The following is a 19,930-nucleotide window of genomic DNA, read 5'->3' on the forward strand; positions in this document are numbered from 1 at the left end:
GATTTCCCCACCTGCTCCGGCCCATCCATCCTCGAACTCTTCAACGGGTACCAAGAGAAATTGCCGGCAGAGTGCCCGCAAACATCCACTGCTCACAACATTGGCACCAGCTGTTTTGATCTTGTGACGATCGTAGAAAAAACATAATATGACGTCCAGAGGGATCAACCTAACAACGGGCGACCCACCCCAGACTTGTATGACGCCACCTAGACCAAGCCGTTCCAGGACGCACCCACCGCAGATGTCGCGCACATCAGCATGAAGACTGGCGGGCTGTGACGCGTCGGACAAACCTACAAGATCAAGAACCACCTACGCATCGCAAGCTAATCATCACCATTGGTTGATGAAGGAATGAACTCGAGCCGGCGGTTAGTTCGCCTCGAGGCGGGTACTGCGGGAGTGGCGTTATCTAGACGCCCCCTTTCCACTACAGCAAGAAAGGTCATCAATGTCAGCTGTAAAACCAACTGTCGTTACCGAGTCGGGCATAGTCCGTGGAATAGTTGAGACGGGTATAGCAGCCTTCCGCGGCGTCCCTTACGCAGCTTCGCCGATCGGGCACCTGCGCTTCGCCCCGCCCCAGCCGCACCCGAGCTGGTCGGATGTGAGGGACGCCTCCCGGTCCGGCCCGGCAGTCCCCCAGGATCCCTCTCGGCTTGAGGCAGTCATGGGCCCTCGCACCCCAGTATGGGACGAGGACGGGTCGCTCAGCCTCAACATTTGGACGCCTGAGCTTCCTCTAGAGACCTCACCTGAGCGAAAGCTGCCCGTCCTGCTGTGGTTCCACGGCGGTGGATTCACCAGCGGTTCTGGCGGCTGGGACTGGTACGACGGCCGGAATCTTTCCGCCGCCGGCGAAATCATTGTTGTCACTGCGAATTATCGACTTGGACCTCTCGGTTTCCTGTACTTGCCGGAACTCGGTATCGATAACCTCGGTTTGCAGGATCAAGCCGCCGCGCTCGCTTGGATTAGGCGCAACATTCAAAGTTTCGGCGGAAATCCTGAGGACATAACGCTTGGCGGTCAATCTGCCGGCGCTTTCTCCTCAATTTATCTGGCCGCTTCGCCAGCTAGCGGCCCCCTGATTAATAAAATCATTTGCCAGAGTGCTCCGATGGGCCTAGCACCCCAACAGCCCGAAATGGCAGCAAAGCACGCGCGGCGTTTCGTTGACATCCTCGGTTTGAGCAGGAGTCTTGATCTTATGGGTGAGTTGCGGAGGCTTCCCGTCGAAGATTTGTTGCTTGCGTACCGGCAGCTAGCTGGAGAGCTTTCGGTCCCAGGTAACGTCGCCCCGCCGATGTATCCTGTGCTCGGCGCCAGCCAAATTCCGAGGACATGGGAGCGGGCTCTCGCGGACGGATGCCTCGACGGGAAGCAGCTGCTAATCGGCACAACGAAGAACGAGATGTCCGCTTTCTTGGCCTTCGACTCGCGCATCCAGGCGCTGGGAGCTGACCAAGCACGATATTTGGCGGCCACACTGGTAGATGGAGGAAGCGGCAGCTACGACCGCGCCGGGGCCGGCGACCATAATGCCGTCCCTAGCGACGTACTCACACAGATCATGACGGAGGCCGTGTTCCGGAATGGCACGTTACTTTTCGCCGATCATCAGTCGGCGGGGGGCCATGACACCTATGTCTACCAGTTCAACTATGCACCGGCGCATGACCGCGCGCATCTTGGTGCCGTGCACTGCGTCGATCTCCCCTTCTTTTTCGACACCATGGATGCCTACGCGGACAGTCCTATGCTCGGACAGCTTACCGACGAGGACCGCGAGCTCGCCCGAACCTTCGCTCAAGCGGTAGCGGGCTTTGTCGCCACAGGCAGTCCCAATGACGAGCGGTGGTTACCCTACGTTGCCGGTAACCCGGAGACCGTCCGGCACTTTCCCTAAGACCTGCCGTCCACGATGTTCCATTGGCCAGAAACACCGGGGAAACGCAATTCGTCCGCCATTGCCCATTCCACGAACGGGTGATTGCGCACAGGGGTGACTCACGTGCAAACGCGACGTCATCAAGTGTCCACTCAGTATTGGGTGCCCCTCCATCGAACTGTGCATCGGTCAGCTCCGCCTATAGCGACAGAGCAGTGCTTCCTCATTCCTAATCCCGCCGTAGATGCCAGCAACTCGCTGCTCGCCGTGTAACTTGTGGATGTCGAGGCCAGCCGATCAAGCACGCTGCTTGCCGAACCCTTTCCTGAGCAATTCAAGTGCTAGCCAAGAACCGATAGCCTTGCGTCAATGGCACGGCAAATTGGCTTTCCCTGGAAGAGAAGGCTCGGACTGTCAGCGGACGGTGTCCGAATGGCCCCCTGTCACCCTCATGGTGTGGTGACCTTGACTACGCTCGGTTCGACGTCATTCTTATCTTTGGTGACCGGTCGCTCGTCAGGAACGGATGCGTCTCGTTTCGAGGGCAGGACGTCGCGGTCGATTACAGCGCCATCCTTGATGACGGCGCTAAAGCGTCGGTTATTAGCGGCGTCAGCGAGCGGGTCGGCGTCGAGGATAAGGAGGTCCGCGCTCTTGCCTTGTTCGAGGGTGCCTAAGTCGTCAGTTCGGCCGAAGGCTTCGGACGGGTCGCGGCCATGCGAGCGTCCATTGGTAACAGGCCCTTCTCGGTCGTCGGTTGCAGCCAGAGCAAGTGAACCTCACCAAGAGCCACGGGATTTTCAGGTCCGGTGAAGGCGGCTTTGGCCAAGGGGTGGCGTCCAAAACTCGGGTTGGCCACCCCGGCATCCGTCGTGACACTGGCGGCGTGGAGGGCCCTGGGTGACGGAAACCTCATTACCGTTCGAACGCAGGGCTGTTTCGGTTCCTGTTCAGCACCCATGCGAGTGCCCGGCTAGCCGGTTGACCTAACAGCGGCTCACCGCAAAAGTGTGCGAGTAGAGCGTGAAAAACACGGCATGACGCCTATGCGAGATGGGATCACCAGAAATTGAGCCGCGTACTGAACACCAAAAGGTCGAACTGGACGGACCTCTGGTTAGAAGATTCCTATGTATTAATCCCCGTCATGTACGGGTGTAGGGTCCCCCGCCATAAGGCGGAGGACCCCCGCAGTCCGTGCGACGAAGGATCCCGGCACCACAGGGATCGAACTCGCAGAACCTAGTGGCGAGTGTTCAGTTAGTCTTTAGGCGTTCGGTTCTTCGGCGGGACTGCTCGACCGGGTCGGGGATGGGGGCTGCTTGGAGAAGTTGCCTGGCGAAGTTCGCTCGGGGCTGAGTGAGGACTTGGTCGGCTGTGCCCTGTTCGACGATTTGACCGGATTGCAGCACAGCGACGCGGTGGCACATCTGCCCGACTACTGCCAGGTCGTGGGATACGAACACGCAGGCGAATCTGTGTTCCGCTTGGAGACGGGCTAGCAATTCCAGCACGGTCGCTTGAACCGATACGTCCAGCGCTGAGGTCGGTTCATCGGCAATGATCAGTTCGGGATGAAGGCTTAGGGCTCTGGCTATTGCAACGCGTTGTCGCTGCCCTCCGGAGAGTTCGTGCGGGTAGCGTTCGGCCCACTTGGCTGGTAGTTCCACTGATTCGAGCAGCTCTGCGCGGCGTTTGGTTAGGTCGGTGCCGCGCAGCCTGCCAAGCAGGCTCAGCGGCTCGTCTAGGGCATCCCCGATACTTCGTCGAGGGTCCAGTGATGCCGTGGGGTTCTGGAAGATGACGCCTATACGGCGACGGGCACGCCGCAGGTCCCTCCGAGTTCCTCGCCCGATGCGCACGTCGCTTATCCGAACGGATCCAGCGCTAATGGGCGCCAAGCCTACTAGGGCTTTTCCAATAGTGGATTTGCCCGAGCCTGATTCACCCACCAGCCCGAAGACTTCTCCGGGGCGGACATCGAAAGAGACCTGATCCACTGCGCGTAGGGTCCGTTTTTTACCGAGTGACCGACTGCTGTACTCGACAACAAGGTCCTCGACCGCCAGCAAAGGCGCGGTGTGGCCGTCTACGGGTGGTTTCGGCCGCGATTGTGCCCGACCGGGAACTGCGGAAAGCAGATCCTGCGTGTACGGATCCTTGGGGGCAGCGAACAGAGGGCGGACCGCGGCCTTTTCTACAATCCGCCCTGAGCGCATGACGATGACCTGGTCAGCGATATCTGCAACGACGCCCATGTCGTGGGTGATGAGCACGATCCCGGTGTTGGTCCGGTCGGCGATATCCCTCAGAAGGTCAAGGACGCTCTGCTGCACTGTGACGTCCAGCGCAGTGGTTGGTTCGTCAGCCAGTAGAACGTCAGGTTCCGAAGACAAGGCCATGGCTATCATGACCCTTTGGCATTGACCGCCGGAGAGCTGGTGCGGGTACTGAGTGAGTTTGAGTTCCGGATCGGGCATGTTGACCGACCGCAACAGTTCCAAGGCCCGGGATTTGGCTTGGGCGCTACTCAGTCGAGGGTTGTGCACCCGGAGGAGCTCAGATATTTGCGAACCGATGGTGAACACCGGATCCAGTGCGTTGAGCGGGTCCTGGAAGATCATGGCAATGCGTTGTCCACGGATGTCGCGCATTCGATCTTCGCTGAGGTCAAGGAGGTTGCGCCCGTCGAACTGTACGGTTCCCTTGGCTGTTGCGCTGTGTGGGAGCAGTCCCGCGACGGCAAGTGCTGTCGCGCTTTTTCCCGACCCGGATTCACCAACGAGTGCCACTACCTCGCCGGGGTGTACGTTCCAACTGACGGAATCAACCGCGACGTGGTCGATTCCGTTGATCCCGAAACTGACTGTCAGGCCTTCCACGCTCAAAACCGGTTCCGGTTGGGGTGCGACCGCGTATTTGGAAGACAAGCCGTGGGAAACTGTTTGGTTAATTCGATTCATGGTTACCGCTGCCGAGGGTCGAGGGCGTCGCGTAGGACATCGCCGAGTGAGATGAGGGAGAGGACAGTCAGGGCCAGGAAAAGACCGGGCCACAGGATCAAATGCGGGGCATTCGCTAGCTGAGTCTGGGCATCGGCAATCTGCCGTCCCCAGGATATGGCGGGAGCGTCCAATCCCACGCCGAGGAAGGAAAGCCCTGATTCGGCCACGATAATCCCGCCAACGTTGATCGTCACAATAGCCAAAACAGGTCCAAGGGCATTTGGCAGAATGTGGCGGACGACAGTCCGGCCCAATCCGATGCCCATAGCTGTGGACGCCTGCACGAACTCTGTTCCTCGAACGGATCGCACGGATGAACGAACCAGCCGGGCCATCAACGGCCACGTAAACAGTGCAAGTACCAGCGCCACTGAAAACGCGGTCCGTTCATCAAAGCTGATCAGCAAAATGATCGCACCAATGACGAAGGGAAACCCCAGGAATATATCCGTAAGGCGTGAGAGAACGGAGTCCGCCCATCCATCAAAGAGCGCAGCCACAGTGCCAATTACCAAAGCCACGAGGAATGCCATAGCGGTAGCCATCAGGGCCACGAGTAGGGAGTTGCGGGCCCCATGGATCACATTGGTGTACAAGTCACACCCTTGGACATCGAACCCGAACGGGTGCCCAGGGGCTGAGCCCGACCGGGACATGCCCAGGTCACAGGAACGAGGGTCCCCGTTGCCGAATATGCCGCCGATCAAGTCGGGCGTGATCGCCATAAAGGCGAGCACTGCAAGCACTGCCGTGGGCATCCAAAACGAGACTCGCCGGCGTAACGTGGGCCACACCCCTCTCGCGCGTAGTCCGTCGGTCGGAGCAACGGGTACGGTTATTGGCTCAACCACGGCGAATCCTTGGATCGAGAACGGTGGCCAACAGATCAACCGCGAGATTGGTGATCAGGAAGACCATGACAAGTGCGGTGGCCACGCCGACGACCAGCGCCCCGTCGTGGCCCTGGATTGCGGTCACGAGCAGCTGTCCGATGCCAGGAAGATTGAACACGCTTTCGACAAAGACTGTTCCGCCCAGCAGGGCTCCGAAGCTAACGCCGATGAGCGTTAAGACCGGGATGGCCGCGTTGCGGGATACATGGATGCCCAGGATCCGTCGGTCACTGAAGCCCTTGGCACGATGCGTGCGTACAAAGTCTGAATTCAGTGTGTCCGCGACGCTGCCACGTGTCAGGCGTGCCACTGCGGCGAGACCGAAGACAGCCGTTACCGCTGCGGGCAGAATGTACGCCATGGGCCAACCTGCCGCGGTGCCGGCCACGGGAAAAATTCCCAGGTGGACGCCGAATACCAGTCGTGCAGTGACTCCGAGCACAAAGACCGGTATCGATGAGACGACGATGGTGAGCAGCAGAATGTTCTTATCGATCCAGGTTCCGCGCCGGACACCGGCGATGACCCCGAGCACGATGCCGCCAACGGCTTCCATAACCCATGTCGTCAAAGCCAGCCTGATGGTAGTCGGCCAGCGCTCGGCCATCATGTCGGCGACGGGACGGCCCGAGAAACTCGTCCCGAGATCTCCCGAAAACAGGGCACCAAGATAGTGCAGGTATTGCTGCCACAACGATTCATCAAGGTGGTACTCGGCCCGGAGCTGGGCCACAACGCTCGGAGACAGCGGACGGTTGCCGCCCAGAGCGGCAATCGGATCACCGGGCAGTGCGAAAACACCAGCCAGGATAAGGAACGTTACCCCAAGGAATACGATGACAAACTCGGCTAACCTCCGGGAACTCTGGACGATCATGACGCAGCCTTGATGTGTGCCATGACGGGATACCCGCCCGAGAAAGGTAGCTCGGCAATTTTTTCGGAGGTATAGAAATCTCCGCTGTTATCGAACAGTGGCGCTACCGGGAAGGTTTCTGCGATGAGTTCTTGGGCTTTGGCGTAGCCCTTCTTCGCGGCCTCCTGATCCAGTTCGCTGTTCGCGGCGTCGATGGCCACTGCCACTCTCGGGTCAAGTGGCAGCGCGCACCCTGCGCACAGGCCCTTGGCGGTGAACATTTCCCGCAGCGTGTTCTGCTGGCTTGGGTACGGCGCTCCCCAGTAGGAGAAGAACGGGCCCTTCATCTCACCCTTGGCGCGGGGAGTGAGGAAGTCAGCGAAACCCGTGGTCGGGGCGACGGTGACGTCCTCAAGGCCCAAGTTCTGCCTGAGTTGGTTGGCGTAGGCCTGGTATTCGGTATCCATCCCAGCTCCGCCTGGGTAGACGAGCTCAACTTTGCCGGAGAAACCGCCGGCTTCGGCCAGCAGTGCCTTCGCCGCCTGGGGATCAAACGTGCAGAACTTCCCGCACACTCCCTCGGGTGTTCCGGGCAGCCAGGCGACAGTAAAGGCAGTGGCCGGTTTATTCAGGCCGGAGAACACAGCCTTGTTCACGGCATCCCGGTCAATTGCCATGGAGAATGCCTGCCGCACCCGCTTATCGGCATAGCGGGGATCGTTGGAGGGGAAAGCCAAGTATGACTCGCCAGGCAGTGCAACACGGTGCAGGCGGTCGGGGAAATCCGTTGCGCCCACGGACGTCTTATCCTGAGGCACAAACATGAGATCGATATTGCCGGCCTGGGCGTCTGTGTAGGCGGCGCCCATGTCGAGGTACGGCTTGAAGACGAACTCTTTCACGCTGGGCTTCTCCCCGGCGAACTGCTCGTAGGCTGTCACCGTGACCGGCTCGTTGGCCTGCCAGGGTTTCGTCATCTTGTAGGGGCCGTTGCCGATCGGCATCCGGTCGTAAGCGGCCGGATCCGAGAACGCAGCCGCAGGCATCGGGTAGAACGCGAACATGTTCTGGGTCAGCTGCACGGGGAACTGTCCGTCCGCCTTTGCCAGGGTGACGGTGAAGGTGGTCTCGTCCACAACTTTGAGACCGGACATCGTCTTCGTGGCGGGCTGGCCTTCGGCCGGATTGAGGTCGGCGTAACCGGCAATGTTGCTCATGTTCCCGTTGTATGCCCATGCGTTGGGTCCGTAAGCGACGGCGTTCCACGAGTCGACGTAGTTCTGTGCCGTCACCGGGCTGCCGTCGTGGAATGTCCATCCGGGCTTGAGTTTTATCGTCCAGTTGATAGCGTCCGATGATGTGACGGAGTCAGCTGCCAGCATCGAGAGTTTTCCGTCCTGATCCGCATAGGTCAAGGAGCTGAAGAGTGCTTGTACGTGGTAGGAGGCCATTTGGCTGTTGGCTGGCGTCAGGTGGTCTGGTTCATTACCCGCAAAGGTCAGTGACGCGACAGCCTGCTCAGGAGCGTCGTTGCTGCCGGGGGTGCAGGCCGAAAGCGTGAGGGATACTGCGAGCAATACGGCTGCCGCAGTGCGGATTCGTCGGGGATGGGACATCGAAAAGCCTCCGATTAGACGTAGCGAGATGCGGTTTAAGTCTCAGGTGCCGCCACTGCCATTGCTGCCGGGACGAACCCCAACGGCGATGGAAGCCGTCGGCGATGGGCGGGTTGCCCCGCCACTCGGTGCCCGAACGGTGATGACAGCAAAGCCAGGAACGCTGAACAGATGTGGGTGAACTGCTGCCGCACTTTGAGGAGGAGTAGCAGGTTCCATTAGCGAGCCTTCCAGGGGTAGATTGGCTAACGCCCTGAAGGCATCGTGACACACATCATATGCCACTTTTAGATATTTCTAAAGAGACGAAGACTTTTTCTTTCACAAAAGGTGCCCCCGTCGTCCGCCGTCGAAATGGTGACCTCACCAGGCCCTCGGGCAAGCCGTTCCCTTGTGACGGTTGTATGCAAGGCCGCGGCTCGCAAGAGTAAGAGGAAGACAGGCGTTCCAGGCCGCTGCGGGCACCGAATGCCTGATGGATGTGTTGATGATTACGTGCCCAAGGGTTTCGGCAGGGTGATTCGTGGGCAACATGACCTAAATCTCTGTTTAACAAGCTCTTTACATAGTCAGCCCGCCCGCCGCCCTCGCACTTCGAAAGGCTCAAGCGGCCCGTTCGGTATACGCGTTGGGCCCTAGGCTGGAGAAGCCCTGGCGTTCAGGCGCCCAGGTTACTGCGTAACCTCCGTCGCCGCAGTCTCTGGTCCGCCGGGTTCAGCCCGGAGTCCCCTGGTTTTAGGTATCGAGGCGAGGCGGACACCTCATGCTCAAGGCGACCATCATGTGCCCTTCCCCCGCGGCGGTTACATCAGCTCTGCGACCAGAAAGGTCATCCGGGCTGCCATTAGCTCAGGGTTTGTGAGCGCGTCACTGACGCCATGGCCCCCGTGCTGGTCCTCGAGGAAGAGAACCGTTGCGCCGGCTTCTTCGAGCCTGGCTGCCAGTTTGCGGGCATGCCCCGGCCCTACCCGGTCATCGGAGGTGGCTACTGTGACAAGAAATGGGGGATAGTCACCACCGTCCTGGATCGCCTGATAAGGCGAGTACCCGCTCAAGACAGCGTTCATCGTGGGATCGTCGGCGTCGCCATATTCTTCCAGCCACGCCGCACCCATACCCATGTGACGGAGACGAATCATGTCGGTGAGCGGAACATCGCTGACCACCGCCCCCACCAAGTCGGGGCGTTGCGTGCCGATGACCGCGGCCAACAGCCCACCATTGGACATGCCGAAAACTCCGGTATGGTCCGGGGTCGTATATCCGCTGTGTTGCAGGTCTTCGATGGCGGCGGCGAAGTCATCATAGCTCCGCTGGCGGCCCTCCCGCATGGCAGCCCGATGCCACACAGTGCCCTTTTCCCCGCCGCCACGCACAGCCGGGATGGCCAGGGATCCTCCCCTGTCAAACCACAGCGCCAGCGAGCTGCCCCCGACCTCCCACCCAAAGTACGACGGGCGGACGGTGATGCCGAAGGCACCGTAGCCGGTGAAAAGGGTAGGAGTTGGGCCTTCCACTTCGGTCGGACCGATCAGGTAGTAGTCCACTTCGGTTCCGTCCGGCGAGGAGGCTCGACGCTGCTGGACGTGGAGATTGGATAAGTCAATTACTGGTGATTCGGAATAGAGGTTTTCATCCTCAGCCCCTGCGCCCTGCAGCACCACCATGGCTGGCTGGGTGAACCCGGCCGTCTCTATAACCCGTGCTTCTCCGCGGGTGTCGCTTGCCTTGAATCCGGTGCTGGTCCCGGGCTCCTGTTCGTCACCGCGCGTTACGTGCCAGGTAGTTCCGTCCCAGTGGGAAGTGTGAACCCGGTCCCTCGAGTATTTACTGAACACCATACTGACCGACGAAGTGTTTGAAGCAATCCCTGAATTGGTATCTGCTAGGTATTCGTCATGCTCCGGAACGAAAACGACGTGGAGCCTCGATTTTGCGGTCGAGGATGCCCTAGTGTCGTATGCGAGGACGCTTTCAGCGCCAAAGGAAATACCCCCGCAGGTTCCTTCTTCAGTTGCAACCCCGATCAGGAACGGTCCAGCGACAGGGGCCGGCAGGATCATCTTGCGTCGACGGGGCAGTTCCGCGGACCGCACCACGTCACTATCGGAACTGATGAGGAAAGTGTCCACAGTAGAGTAGTTCCGCCAACATTCAACAATGCCCGCCGTCCCCTCACCGTCGTCCACGGCGCCAAGGAGTATCAGTGCATCGTCATCTTCCGCAGAGAAGACGACGTTGGCGTCCGCCAGCTGGGTTCCCCGGCGCCAGAGGTGCACCTCTTTGGGCCATCCAGTAGGGAGTACTGGTGCCCCGTCTACCGTGTGTTGGACGAGGACGACGTCGGAGGTCAACCACACAGCATTGTTGCGTCCCGCAGGAAGCCTGAAACCGTCGGCAATAAACGTGCCGCTCAGCGGGTTGAATTCACGAAGCACAGTAGTGTCGCCGCCGTCCGGTGAAAGTGGTAGCAGAACATGCCCCGAGCCAGGTGCGCTTGTCAGTGTCGTTGCGCCTAAGCGCAACTCCCACGGCGTGCTCTCTTCCCGTCGGAGGGTTTCCATGTTCAAAACGTCGACCCACCCACCGAGCCGTCCCGAGCCCACTGGGGCTACGGACAGTACGCCATGCGGTGACTGTTCATTCCGGGATACCCGCAGAAGGTGTCCCGGAAGAAAGTGATAATCCGGCACAGGATCGCTGACGCCGTTCAATTTTTTGAGCTTTTGAAGGATCTGCTCATACTCGGTCATGGACTGCAGGGCCGACTGGGCTGCGCCGCTGCGAGCAGCAGCCCATTGAATGGCCCGTTCGTCTCTGGGGTCTTCGAGCCAAATGTATGGGTCGGGCTCGGTTGACTGTGGTGAAAGGGAAGTTTGCATGGTGGTCCTTCGCGGTGGGTTCAACGCATCGGCGGCAGCACAGCAGTTACGCGTACCTGGTGCTGTCGCTCACATCGCATCGCAGCACTGAGTAGTGCCCTACCGGATACCGTACCAACATTCAGAATCTTCTAAAAGAGCTAAATGGCACCTCTTGGTGCTGCGATTGGTCCACACCCTGCCGGGCCACCGCCTGAGCAACTACGGGGAACAGGCTCCGAAGCGGGGGGCGGCGTTCGCAACGGTGCAAGCCGCGCGGAGGTATGGGCGGCCATCCGCGGTTTTGACACTTTAGAAAAAACTAAATTCATGTTATTTTTGTGTCGCGTCTTACATGTCCGTCTTGCCGTCAGGGCCAAGAGACATCAGTAGTGAAATTGGACTTGGGTCTCAATGATCTTTTGGAGTGCTCGCATGTTGTTGAACGTTGCCACAGCCTCGGCCGTCCTGTCGGCGCTCGGATCGTCGCGCCAAGTACCTCGTTCTGTTGCCTGAGACGGCCACGACCCTCCCAATCAGTAGCTGGGCCTTTCCTCCGGATTACCGGCCTACGTCCCAAGACAAAGATGGATTAGTTAACGAAGGGATACGCAATGAGCAACCCACCAACCTTGAGGATCGACATCGATTGGTCACAGCGCTACCAGACAATCCAGGATCTATTGTTTGACCCCGACGCCCTTGTCCGAAACGGTTCCGTATACCCGATATGGATCAGCGAGTCCGTTTTCTGGTACACACGAGACTCTGCGGACGGGCCAGCGATCCGAATCGTTGACGCCGCAACCCGGGCCGATCACATGTTGCCTATCTCAGTCCTCGCTGCTGCCCTCGAGAAGCATAGCCCTGAGCTGGTTCCCGTCATGAATGACTGCATTCAACCCGTGGCCGTCGAAGCATCCAGCAATGTTGTCACCTTCAAGCATGATGCCCATCTATGGACCTTTGATCCCTCGAGCCTGTTGCTGCACAAGGGCGAAAAACTCTCGTCCCGCGACGGTGAAGGAATTTCGGTTTCGCCTAATGGCGCCCGTGCAATAGTCCTCCACGAGCACAACCTTCATCTCCGTCGCGGTGCTTCCGGAACGGAAATGACGGCCCTTACCGCAGACGGGGAAGAGGCCAATTCGTACGCCAACAGCCCATTGGCTGGGCGCGCATCCGCAGCAGGTAAACTGCAGGGGCTTTGGTCGCCTGACAGCAGATTCTACTTCACACTCCGCACCGACGAGCGCAAGGTACCCAGCCTTCCTATCATGGAGTACCTCCCGGAGGAAGGCGTACGGCCTCAGGTGCGTACCAACCGGACTTCCCTTCCCGGCGACGAACATGTCACTGAATTCACACTTATACTTGTCGATACGGAAACTTCGACGGTGACTCCAGTGGACTTCCCTCCACTGTCAGCAGTCCGGATGAACGACACAATCTTCGACGCCCAACTGGCCTGGTGGAGCGAGGATAGCTCGACGGTGTTTTTCGTCGCCATCCAGCGAGGAGAAACCCACGCCGAGGTCATAGCGTGTCATCCTTCTAGCGGCACTACAAAGGTGCTGTTCTCGGAGACTTCCGAGGCGCCTATCGATCTGAGCGTCAACGTATATGGTCCGGCGTTGGTCAAGCCGCTGCCCGCGTCATCAGAACTGATCTGGTACTCCGAGCGCACGGGCCACGGACACCTCTACCTCTACGACCTAAAGTCCGGGAGCGTCAAGCGGCAACTCACCGACGGGCGCTGGAGGGTCCGTGAGCTGCTTGCCGTGGACGAGAAGAATCGTGAAGTGTTCTTTATAGCTGCTGGTGTCGGCAGTGCGACGGGACCATGTCAGGGCCGGCCCTGCAAGATCTCCCTCGATCCGGCAGCGACAGTTGAAATCCTTCGGGACGACGAAGGCGAACACACAGTGTGGCGCCCCAATTCGTTCAATCTAGCTCTCTTTTCTTTGCAGTCGGGAGTCGATAGAAGCGACATCGCTGGTATCTCGCCTGGCGCGGACTATTTTGTCGATACAGTCTCAAAGACTGACGGGCTACCCGTCACGATCCTGTGTGACCGCAGCGGGGCTAAGGTCATGGAGTTGGAGGCCGCCACCGATGTTGGACTCCCCGCAACGTGGCGCTGGCCCGTTCCTGTCAGCACCATAGCTGCCGACGGCAAAACTGAGATACACGGGCTGCTCTTCTTTCCCGTCGATTACGACCCTTCCCGGAGCTACCCGGTCGTCGACCACATCTACGGCGGTCCACAGGTTCGCAACTGTCCCCAAGGGGCCTTCGCCGATCCCATGGAAACCCACACCTTCATAGATACTGCTGCATTCGCTCAACTCGGAGCATTCGCACTGGTGCTGGACGGGCGCGGAACGACCGAACGAGGCCGGGACTTCCACAAGAGCTCCTGGAAGAAGGTCCACGAGGCCTCCGCACTGGAAGACCACATCGCTGCCATTAAACAACTAAGCAAAACTTATCCCGCAATGGATCTGGACCGGGTTGGCATCACTGGGTTCTCGGCCGGGGGGTACGCCAGTGCTCACGCTGCGCTGCGTTTCGGTGACTTCTTCTCCGTAGCTGTTGCCGGCGGAGGAAACTACGACCAAAGCCTCTTCTGGCACACTTGGGGCGAACGGTACCACGGGCCCTTTGAAGATGCGCATTACAAGATCCAGGCTGCTAAGACGTATGCAGACGGCCTCCATGGAAAGCTGCTCTTCATTCACGGTCTACGGGACTCAGGCTGTCATCCAGCTGCGCTTTTCCAGCTTCTACAAGCCCTGAATGACGGTAATAAGGATTACGATCTAGTTCTCCTACCTTCAGCAGGACACAGCCTCACCGGCTACGGCGTCCGGCGGCGCCTGGACTACTTCGTCAATCACCTCTTCGGCCAAAAACCACCACAGGGGGGTTTTACGTTCGCTTCGAAGTTTGATGCAGTCGCAGAAGAGATCGTCAAGCGCGGCCCGTCACTAGCCGAGGAGCTTCTGGATGCCAACTAGCGGACAGCTGGACACGTCCTGGGGTCCGATCAGCTTCGAATTGGCCGACGATGTTGCTCCGGAATCGTGCCAAGCATTCATCGAATGCATACTCCACGGAGAATACACCGGCGGACAGTTCTTCCGGACGGTCCGATCAGACAACGACCAAGGTCATCCGCAGATCGACGTTGTCCAAGCCCATGCCAGCGACGAGAAGCCCGCGCGCAAGGTGCGACATGAAAGCACGCAACGGACCGCTCTGCGGCATCAGGAGGGGACCCTGTCCCTGCCCCGGAATGCCCCCGGCTCAGGAACAGGCGCTGGCTTCTTCATCTGCCTCCGTGACACGCCTGCACTTGATCACGGTGGCAAAAGAAACCCGGACGGCGAGGGATTCGCAGCCTTCGGGCGCATCACGGAAGGCATGGACATTATCCGTCGCATTCACTCCGCGCCCTGTCAAACAGGAGGGCCAGACCCCTATCTCGAAGGACAGCTCCTCCTTGCACCGGTGGTCATCCAAACCGCATCCGTTACCAGGTTGGATCTGATTCCACCGACCTAAGGGACAGCACCTTCCCCTAACCCCCATGTACCCGGGACCTTGGCGCAGTAGCCACCGTCAGCACATTCTGGTTCTATAGAAGTAACTAAATATTCAATAGACGAAAGGAGTTCGAGATGAAGTCCCCACCACAGCTCGACGAGCAACAGCGGCTCTTTATCGATAATTTTGCACAAACCTGGACTCTGGCCGGGACCAATGCCATGGACGGTAGAGTGCTCGGCTATCTCTTGATAATGGATGCCGAATATATTTCATCCGCTGATCTCGGCAGTGTTCTATCGGCCAGTCCGGGGTCAATATCCGTGAGTACGCGGCGCCTTCTGAACTTAGCGATGATCAAGCGTCACTGGATACCAGGTGACCGCAACCACTACTTCTCCGCAGAATCTGATCCATGGGGCAGCTTCCTAGAAAACGGCCGTGAGCCGACCGCCAGGCTCAGGGAGGCCACCCGAATGGCCCACCAACTCATCCCCAGCCTCAGCGCCTCATCCAAAGCAAGAATCGACAACGCTACCGACTACTTCATCTGGATAGAGGGGCGGACAGACTCACTGGTCGAAGAGTGGGAAGCGTACAAGAAGGCCCGCCCGTCCGAAACAGTTTTCGAGCAGAGTGACAAAGACAGCCAAAGGTCAGCGTAAGCCCGTCATAAAAAGCGTTCTAACAATGGAAAAGTGCCTACGCAGATCCTGACCGGGCATGCCGACCCCCTCTGGCGCCGGGCCTGCGGATGGCGGCGCACAAGCGCTGCTCTGATAAATATGTCAGACGCCACCCCGGGCCGAGCTGGAGCCGATTAGACCGATACCCGGGTTACCCTTCCGGCCGCCCGCCGGGGAGGCCCAGCATCAGCTCTGTCCCCGATCGGGATTCCCCAACTTGAATCTTTAGAAAATTCAAAAACTAATATATGGTGTGGATCATCCACAACACCACCCTGGGGTCCGATTCCCAGAGCCGAGGCACTGAGTGCAGTTCCGAAACCGGATGATCCAACGCCAAAACTCTTCACGACTCCCCGCCGCCAATTCTTGGTGGTCCAATTCTCTGGAGGTCCACTTGCCAGGCATGAACCTGACACGCGCCGAAGCCCGCGAACGCGCCAAACTCATCACCGTCGAGTCCTACGACGTGCAGCTGGACCTCACCACGGGCGGGGAGGTGTTTGGGAGCACCACCACCGTGAAGTTCACCGCGCTCCCCGGCTCCTCCACGTTCATCGACGCGGTGACCCGGGCCGTACACAGCATCACGCTGAACGGGCGGAGCCTTGACCCGGCCACTGTGTCGGATGGTGTCCGCGTCCAGCTGCCGGACCTCGAAGAAAGCAACGAGCTGACAGTTGTTAGCGACGCGGCGTACATGAATACGGGCGAAGGACTCCACCGCTTCGTTGACCCGGCGGACAACGAAGTCTACCTGTACACGCATTTCGAGGTTCCCGATTCACGGAGGATGTTCGCGGTCTTTGAGCAGCCAGACCTGAAGGCCACATTCACGTTTACCGTCACCGCCCCCTCTAATTGGGACGTTATCTCCAACTCCCCCACCCCAGCGCCGACTGTGATCACACCCGGGGAAGACGGCGGTGCCCGGTCCCGATGGTCCTTCTCCCCCACCCCGCGCCTGTCTTCCTACGTCACGGCTCTGATTGCCGGACCGTACCAGTCCGTCCGCAGCGAGGTCACGAGCTCCGACGGACGCGTAATCCCCTTGGGAGTCTTCGCTCGGAAGTCGCTGATGGAGCACCTGGATGCGGAGAACATATTCGAACTGACACGGCAGGGCTTTGCGTTCTACGAAGAACAGTTCGGTTGCCCCTACCCCTTTGAAAAGTACGACCAGTTGTTCGTGCCGGAGTTCAACATGGGGGCGATGGAAAACGCAGGGGCCGTGACCATCCTGGAAGGTTTCGTCTTCCGAGGAACGGTCACCGGCGCCCAGGTTGAACGCCGTGCCATCACCGTCCTGCACGAACTAGCACACATGTGGTTCGGGGACCTGGTGACCATGCGGTGGTGGGACGACCTATGGCTCAACGAATCGTTCGCAGAGTACACGTCCCACCTTGCGGCGGCCGAAGCCACCTCCTTCACCAGCGCCTGGACCACCTTCGCCTCCACAGAAGAATCCTGGGCCTACCGCCAGGACCAGCTACCGACTACCCACCCGATCTTCGCCGAGATCAACGACCTGCAGGACGTTGAAGTCAACTTCGACGGCATCACCTACGCCAAGGGCGCCTCAGTCCTCCGCCAGCTGGTCGCATGGGTAGGACCGGACCAGTTCATGGCAGGAGTCCGGGCATACTTCGCCAAGCACTCCTGGAAAAACACCGAACTGGGCGACCTTATGGTGGAACTGGAGAAGGCCAGCGGCCGGGACCTGAAGAGCTGGAGACGACAATGGCTTGAAACCGCCGGCGTCAACACCCTCACGCCGGAAATCGAAACTGACGCGACAGGCACGCTGCGCTCCCTCACCATCGTGCAGTCCGCTGCAGAGGACTGGCCCACCATTCGGCCGCACCGGATCGCCGTTGGCTTCTACAACCTCAATGCTGCGGGCAAACTGGAGCGGGTGCACCGCGAGGAACTGGACGTCGACGGCGAACGCACAGATGTCCCCGGGCTTGTAGGCTTGACCCAGCCGGACCTCATCCTGGTCAACGACGACGACCTTGCCTACGCCAAGGTGCGGCTGGACCCGAAGTCACTGACGATTGCCACGGCACACCTCAAGGATTTTCAAGACAGCCTGCCTCGGGCCCTCGTCTGGAACTCAGCCTGGGACGCCGCCCGCGACGGCGAAACTCCAGCCCTCAAGTACGTGGAGCTCATCTTGTCCCACGTCGCCGCGGAAACCCAGTCCTCGGTGGTCCTTGTGCAGCTCCGGCAGCTCGCCACCACACTGGACTTTTACGTCGCCGAAGAACACCGCGAGGCTGCCAGAGCCGCCGCGGCGGACAAGCTCTGGGACCTCGCCTCCGAGGTTTCAAGCGGGTCCGACGCACAGCTGCAGTTCGTAAAGTCCTTTGCGCTGCTGTCAGGCAGCGCCGCCCAGCTGGACAGAGTGGCAGGACTGCTGGACGGATCGGCAACCCTGGATGGACTGACAGTTGGCCAGGATCTGCGCTGGGAGCTGGTGGCTTCGCTCGTTGCCGGCGGGTGGATGGGACAAGAGGGGATCGACGCAGAACTGGCACGCGACAACACCTCCAGCGGCCAGATCGCCGCGGCACTGGCAACGGCCGCCATCCCCACCCCCGAGGCGAAAGCCGCGGCCTGGGACTCGGTCGTGGTCAAGGGGGAGCTGTCCAACGCGTTGCAAAAGGCTGCGATAACCGGTTTCATGCGGGTTCGAGACCGGTCGCTGCTGGAACCCTACGCGGAGAAATACTTCGAGGCGGTGACGGGAATCGTCGAAACCCGCACGCACGTGCTCGCCCAACAGATCGTCGTCGGGCTCTATCCTGCACTTCTGACCACCCAGGCAACCGTTGACCGTACTGACCGTTTCTTGGCGGCCCTCCCGCCGGAAAGTGCCGCGCTGCGGCGCATGATGCTGGAAAACCGCGACGACGTCGCGCGGGCCTTGCGCGCACGGGAGGCAGGTTCCCTTGTCAACGCCTGACCCGAAGGATAGTTCTGCTTCCCAGCCGCTGCAGGAGCGTGTCAACAACCGCTCGCAACGGCCCACATCAGATGCCTTCAAGGCATTCATGGCCAGCAACTGGGCGCCCGCCCCGCAGGTGACCCCTGCGCGTGACGCCGTTGCAGACCACACCGCCCGCCGCCGTCGTACTATCTCCGAACAGTTCAAAGGCGAACGTCTGGTCATCCCGGCTGGTCCGCTGAAGGTCCGCTCCAACGACTGCGACTACCGCTTCCGCCCGCACTCCGGCTTCGCCCACCTCACCGGTTTGGGTTTGGACCATGAGCCTGACGCCGTCCTTATCCTGGAGCCGGTAGCTGAAGGAAAGGGCGACGACGGCGGTCACCATACCGCCACGCTGTACTTCCGTCCGCTGGCCGGCCGCGATACCGAACAGTTCTATGCGGACTCCCGCGCAGGCGAGTTCTGGATTGGCGCCCGCCCCACCCTGGCCGAATTCGAAGCCCGGCTTGGCCTGCCCACCGCGCACATCTCCGAGCTCGAGATGGCCATCACCAAGAATGTGGGCGCCCCGGAAATCGGCGGCATCTCCATTCGCCTGGTCCGCAAGGTGGACGAGAACATCGATGCCCTGGTGGACACTGCCCGCTACAACACTGCCAAGGATCCCGAGAACCTGGACCTCGGCGAACTCGACGCCCTGGATGAGAAGCTCAGCGAAGCATTGTCCGAGCTGCGCCTCATCAAGGACGAGTGGGAAATCGAGCAGATGAAGATCGCTGTGGCGGCAACCGTGGAAGGCTTCGCCGACGTGGTCCGGGCCCTCCCGCGCGCGCTGACCCACAAGCGCGGCGAACGTGTTGTTGAAGGCGCCTTCTTTGCCCGCGCCCGCGAGGAAGGCAACGAACTCGGTTACGACACCATTGCAGCGTCAGGCAACAACGCCACCGTGCTGCACTGGAACCGCAACTCCGGAACCGTCAACGCCGGCGAACTCCTGCTCCTCGATGCCGGCGTGGAGGCCGACTCCCTCTACACAGCGGACATCACCCGCACACTGCCGGCTACGGGGACGTTCACCGATGTCCAGCGCAAAGTCTATGAGGCCGTGCTCGACGCCGCCGACGCCGGATTCGCGGCCGCACAGCCGGGCGTGAAGTTCCGCGACATCCACACCGCCGCCACCACCGTCCTGGCCGAACGCCTCGCCGAATGGAGCTTGCTGCCTGTGTCTGTCGAGGAAGCCATCAGCCCGGAGGGCCAGCAGCACCGCCGCTGGATGCCCCACGGCACCAGCCACCACTTGGGCCTGGACGTCCACGACTGCGCCCAAGCGAAGCGTGAACTCTACCTCGACGGGATCCTCACCGAAGGCATGGTGTTCACCATCGAACCAGGCCTCTACTTCAAGAACGAGGACCTCGCCATTCCGGAGGAATACCGCGGGATCGGCGTTCGCATCGAAGACGACATCCTCATGACCGCAGACGGCCCCATTAACCTCAGCGCAACCCTCCCCCGCAAGGCCGACGACGTCGAGTCTTGGATGGAAACTATCGCTCATAAGCCGTGACGAAGTAGTGCCACTGCCCGAAACGAGCTCAACCCGCAGCACCC

General features: G+C 60.1%; 12 protein-coding genes. 6 read left to right on the plus strand and 6 right to left on the minus strand.

Annotated elements, in window-relative coordinates; all coding sequences use genetic code 11:
* The first annotated feature begins 454 nt into the window (after nt 1-454).
* Nucleotides 455-1,912 carry a carboxylesterase/lipase family protein gene (locus ACIQLI_RS06165; protein WP_400386149.1) on the plus strand — a complete coding sequence of 486 codons (1,458 nt, stop codon included), beginning with the start codon at nt 455-457 and terminating at the stop codon, nt 1,910-1,912.
* 431 nt (nt 1,913-2,343) lie between these two features.
* On the opposite strand, the gene ACIQLI_RS06170 is transcribed toward ACIQLI_RS06165, so the two are convergent.
* The 6 genes from ACIQLI_RS06170 to ACIQLI_RS06195 all read right to left on the minus strand — a co-directional run bounded on the left by ACIQLI_RS06170 (nt 2,344) and on the right by ACIQLI_RS06195 (nt 11,146).
* Nucleotides 2,344-2,661 (minus strand): amidohydrolase family protein, encoded by a 318-nt coding sequence (locus tag ACIQLI_RS06170; RefSeq protein WP_400386757.1) that lies wholly within the window; start codon nt 2,659-2,661, stop codon nt 2,344-2,346.
* Between the two features lie 489 nt (nt 2,662-3,150).
* Nucleotides 3,151-4,824: a dipeptide ABC transporter ATP-binding protein gene (locus ACIQLI_RS06175; protein WP_400386152.1), complete on the minus strand. Its 1,674-nt coding sequence runs from the start codon at nt 4,822-4,824 to the stop codon at nt 3,151-3,153.
* A 35-nt stretch (nt 4,825-4,859) separates the two neighbouring features.
* Nucleotides 4,860-5,657: an ABC transporter permease gene (locus ACIQLI_RS06180; RefSeq protein WP_400386155.1), complete on the minus strand. Its 798-nt coding sequence runs from the start codon at nt 5,655-5,657 to the stop codon at nt 4,860-4,862.
* Nucleotides 5,658-5,742: 85 nt separating this feature from the next.
* Nucleotides 5,743-6,669, minus strand: coding sequence for an ABC transporter permease (locus ACIQLI_RS06185; protein ID WP_400386158.1), 927 nt, complete (start codon nt 6,667-6,669; stop codon nt 5,743-5,745).
* Complete coding sequence (locus ACIQLI_RS06190) at nt 6,666-8,264, minus strand: ABC transporter substrate-binding protein (RefSeq protein WP_400386161.1); 1,599 nt, start codon at nt 8,262-8,264, stop codon at nt 6,666-6,668. Before ACIQLI_RS06190 ends, ACIQLI_RS06185 begins: the two co-directional genes overlap by 4 nt.
* A gap of 803 nt (nt 8,265-9,067) precedes the next feature.
* On the minus strand, nt 9,068-11,146 hold the full coding sequence (locus tag ACIQLI_RS06195) for a prolyl oligopeptidase family serine peptidase (RefSeq protein ID WP_400386164.1): 2,079 nt from the start codon (nt 11,144-11,146) through the stop codon (nt 9,068-9,070).
* Nucleotides 11,147-11,739: 593 nt separating this feature from the next.
* Between ACIQLI_RS06195 and ACIQLI_RS06200 the strand changes: the two genes are divergently transcribed.
* The 5 genes from ACIQLI_RS06200 (at nt 11,740) to ACIQLI_RS06220 (ending at nt 19,886) form a co-directional block, all read left to right on the plus strand.
* Nucleotides 11,740-14,145: a DPP IV N-terminal domain-containing protein gene (locus tag ACIQLI_RS06200; protein ID WP_400386167.1), complete on the plus strand. Its 2,406-nt coding sequence runs from the start codon at nt 11,740-11,742 to the stop codon at nt 14,143-14,145.
* Nucleotides 14,135-14,692, plus strand: coding sequence for a peptidylprolyl isomerase (locus ACIQLI_RS06205; RefSeq protein ID WP_400386170.1), 558 nt, complete (start codon nt 14,135-14,137; stop codon nt 14,690-14,692). Before ACIQLI_RS06200 ends, ACIQLI_RS06205 begins: the two co-directional genes overlap by 11 nt.
* A 116-nt stretch (nt 14,693-14,808) precedes the next feature.
* Complete coding sequence (locus tag ACIQLI_RS06210; protein ID WP_400386173.1) at nt 14,809-15,339, plus strand: GbsR/MarR family transcriptional regulator; 531 nt, start codon at nt 14,809-14,811, stop codon at nt 15,337-15,339.
* A gap of 427 nt (nt 15,340-15,766) precedes the next feature.
* Nucleotides 15,767-18,331 carry an aminopeptidase N gene (pepN, locus tag ACIQLI_RS06215; protein ID WP_400386176.1) on the plus strand — a complete coding sequence of 855 codons (2,565 nt, stop codon included), beginning with the start codon at nt 15,767-15,769 and terminating at the stop codon, nt 18,329-18,331.
* Entirely contained in the window at nt 18,318-19,886 is a 1,569-nt protein-coding gene (locus tag ACIQLI_RS06220) for an aminopeptidase P family protein (protein WP_400386179.1), read from the plus strand. Before pepN ends, ACIQLI_RS06220 begins: the two co-directional genes overlap by 14 nt.
* Nucleotides 19,887-19,930 lie beyond the last annotated feature (44 nt).

The organism is Paenarthrobacter sp. NPDC091669, from assembly GCF_044756725.1.
Lineage (GTDB): Bacteria > Actinomycetota > Actinomycetes > Actinomycetales > Micrococcaceae > Arthrobacter > Arthrobacter bambusae_C.

Coding starts and splice junctions, on each gene's coding strand:
- ACIQLI_RS06210 (WP_400386173.1), top strand. CDS start 14,809: ATGAAGTCCCCACCACAGCTCGACGAGCAACAGCGGCTCTTTATCGAT.
- pepN (WP_400386176.1), top strand. CDS start 15,767: ATGAACCTGACACGCGCCGAAGCCCGCGAACGCGCCAAACTCATCACC.
- ACIQLI_RS06185 (WP_400386158.1), bottom strand. CDS start 6,669: ATGATCGTCCAGAGTTCCCGGAGGTTAGCCGAGTTTGTCATCGTATTC.
- ACIQLI_RS06200 (WP_400386167.1), top strand. CDS start 11,740: ATGAGCAACCCACCAACCTTGAGGATCGACATCGATTGGTCACAGCGC.
- ACIQLI_RS06195 (WP_400386164.1), bottom strand. CDS start 11,146: ATGCAAACTTCCCTTTCACCACAGTCAACCGAGCCCGACCCATACATT.
- ACIQLI_RS06190 (WP_400386161.1), bottom strand. CDS start 8,264: ATGTCCCATCCCCGACGAATCCGCACTGCGGCAGCCGTATTGCTCGCA.
- ACIQLI_RS06205 (WP_400386170.1), top strand. CDS start 14,135: ATGCCAACTAGCGGACAGCTGGACACGTCCTGGGGTCCGATCAGCTTC.
- ACIQLI_RS06165 (WP_400386149.1), top strand. CDS start 455: ATGTCAGCTGTAAAACCAACTGTCGTTACCGAGTCGGGCATAGTCCGT.
- ACIQLI_RS06180 (WP_400386155.1), bottom strand. CDS start 5,657: ATGCCCACGGCAGTGCTTGCAGTGCTCGCCTTTATGGCGATCACGCCC.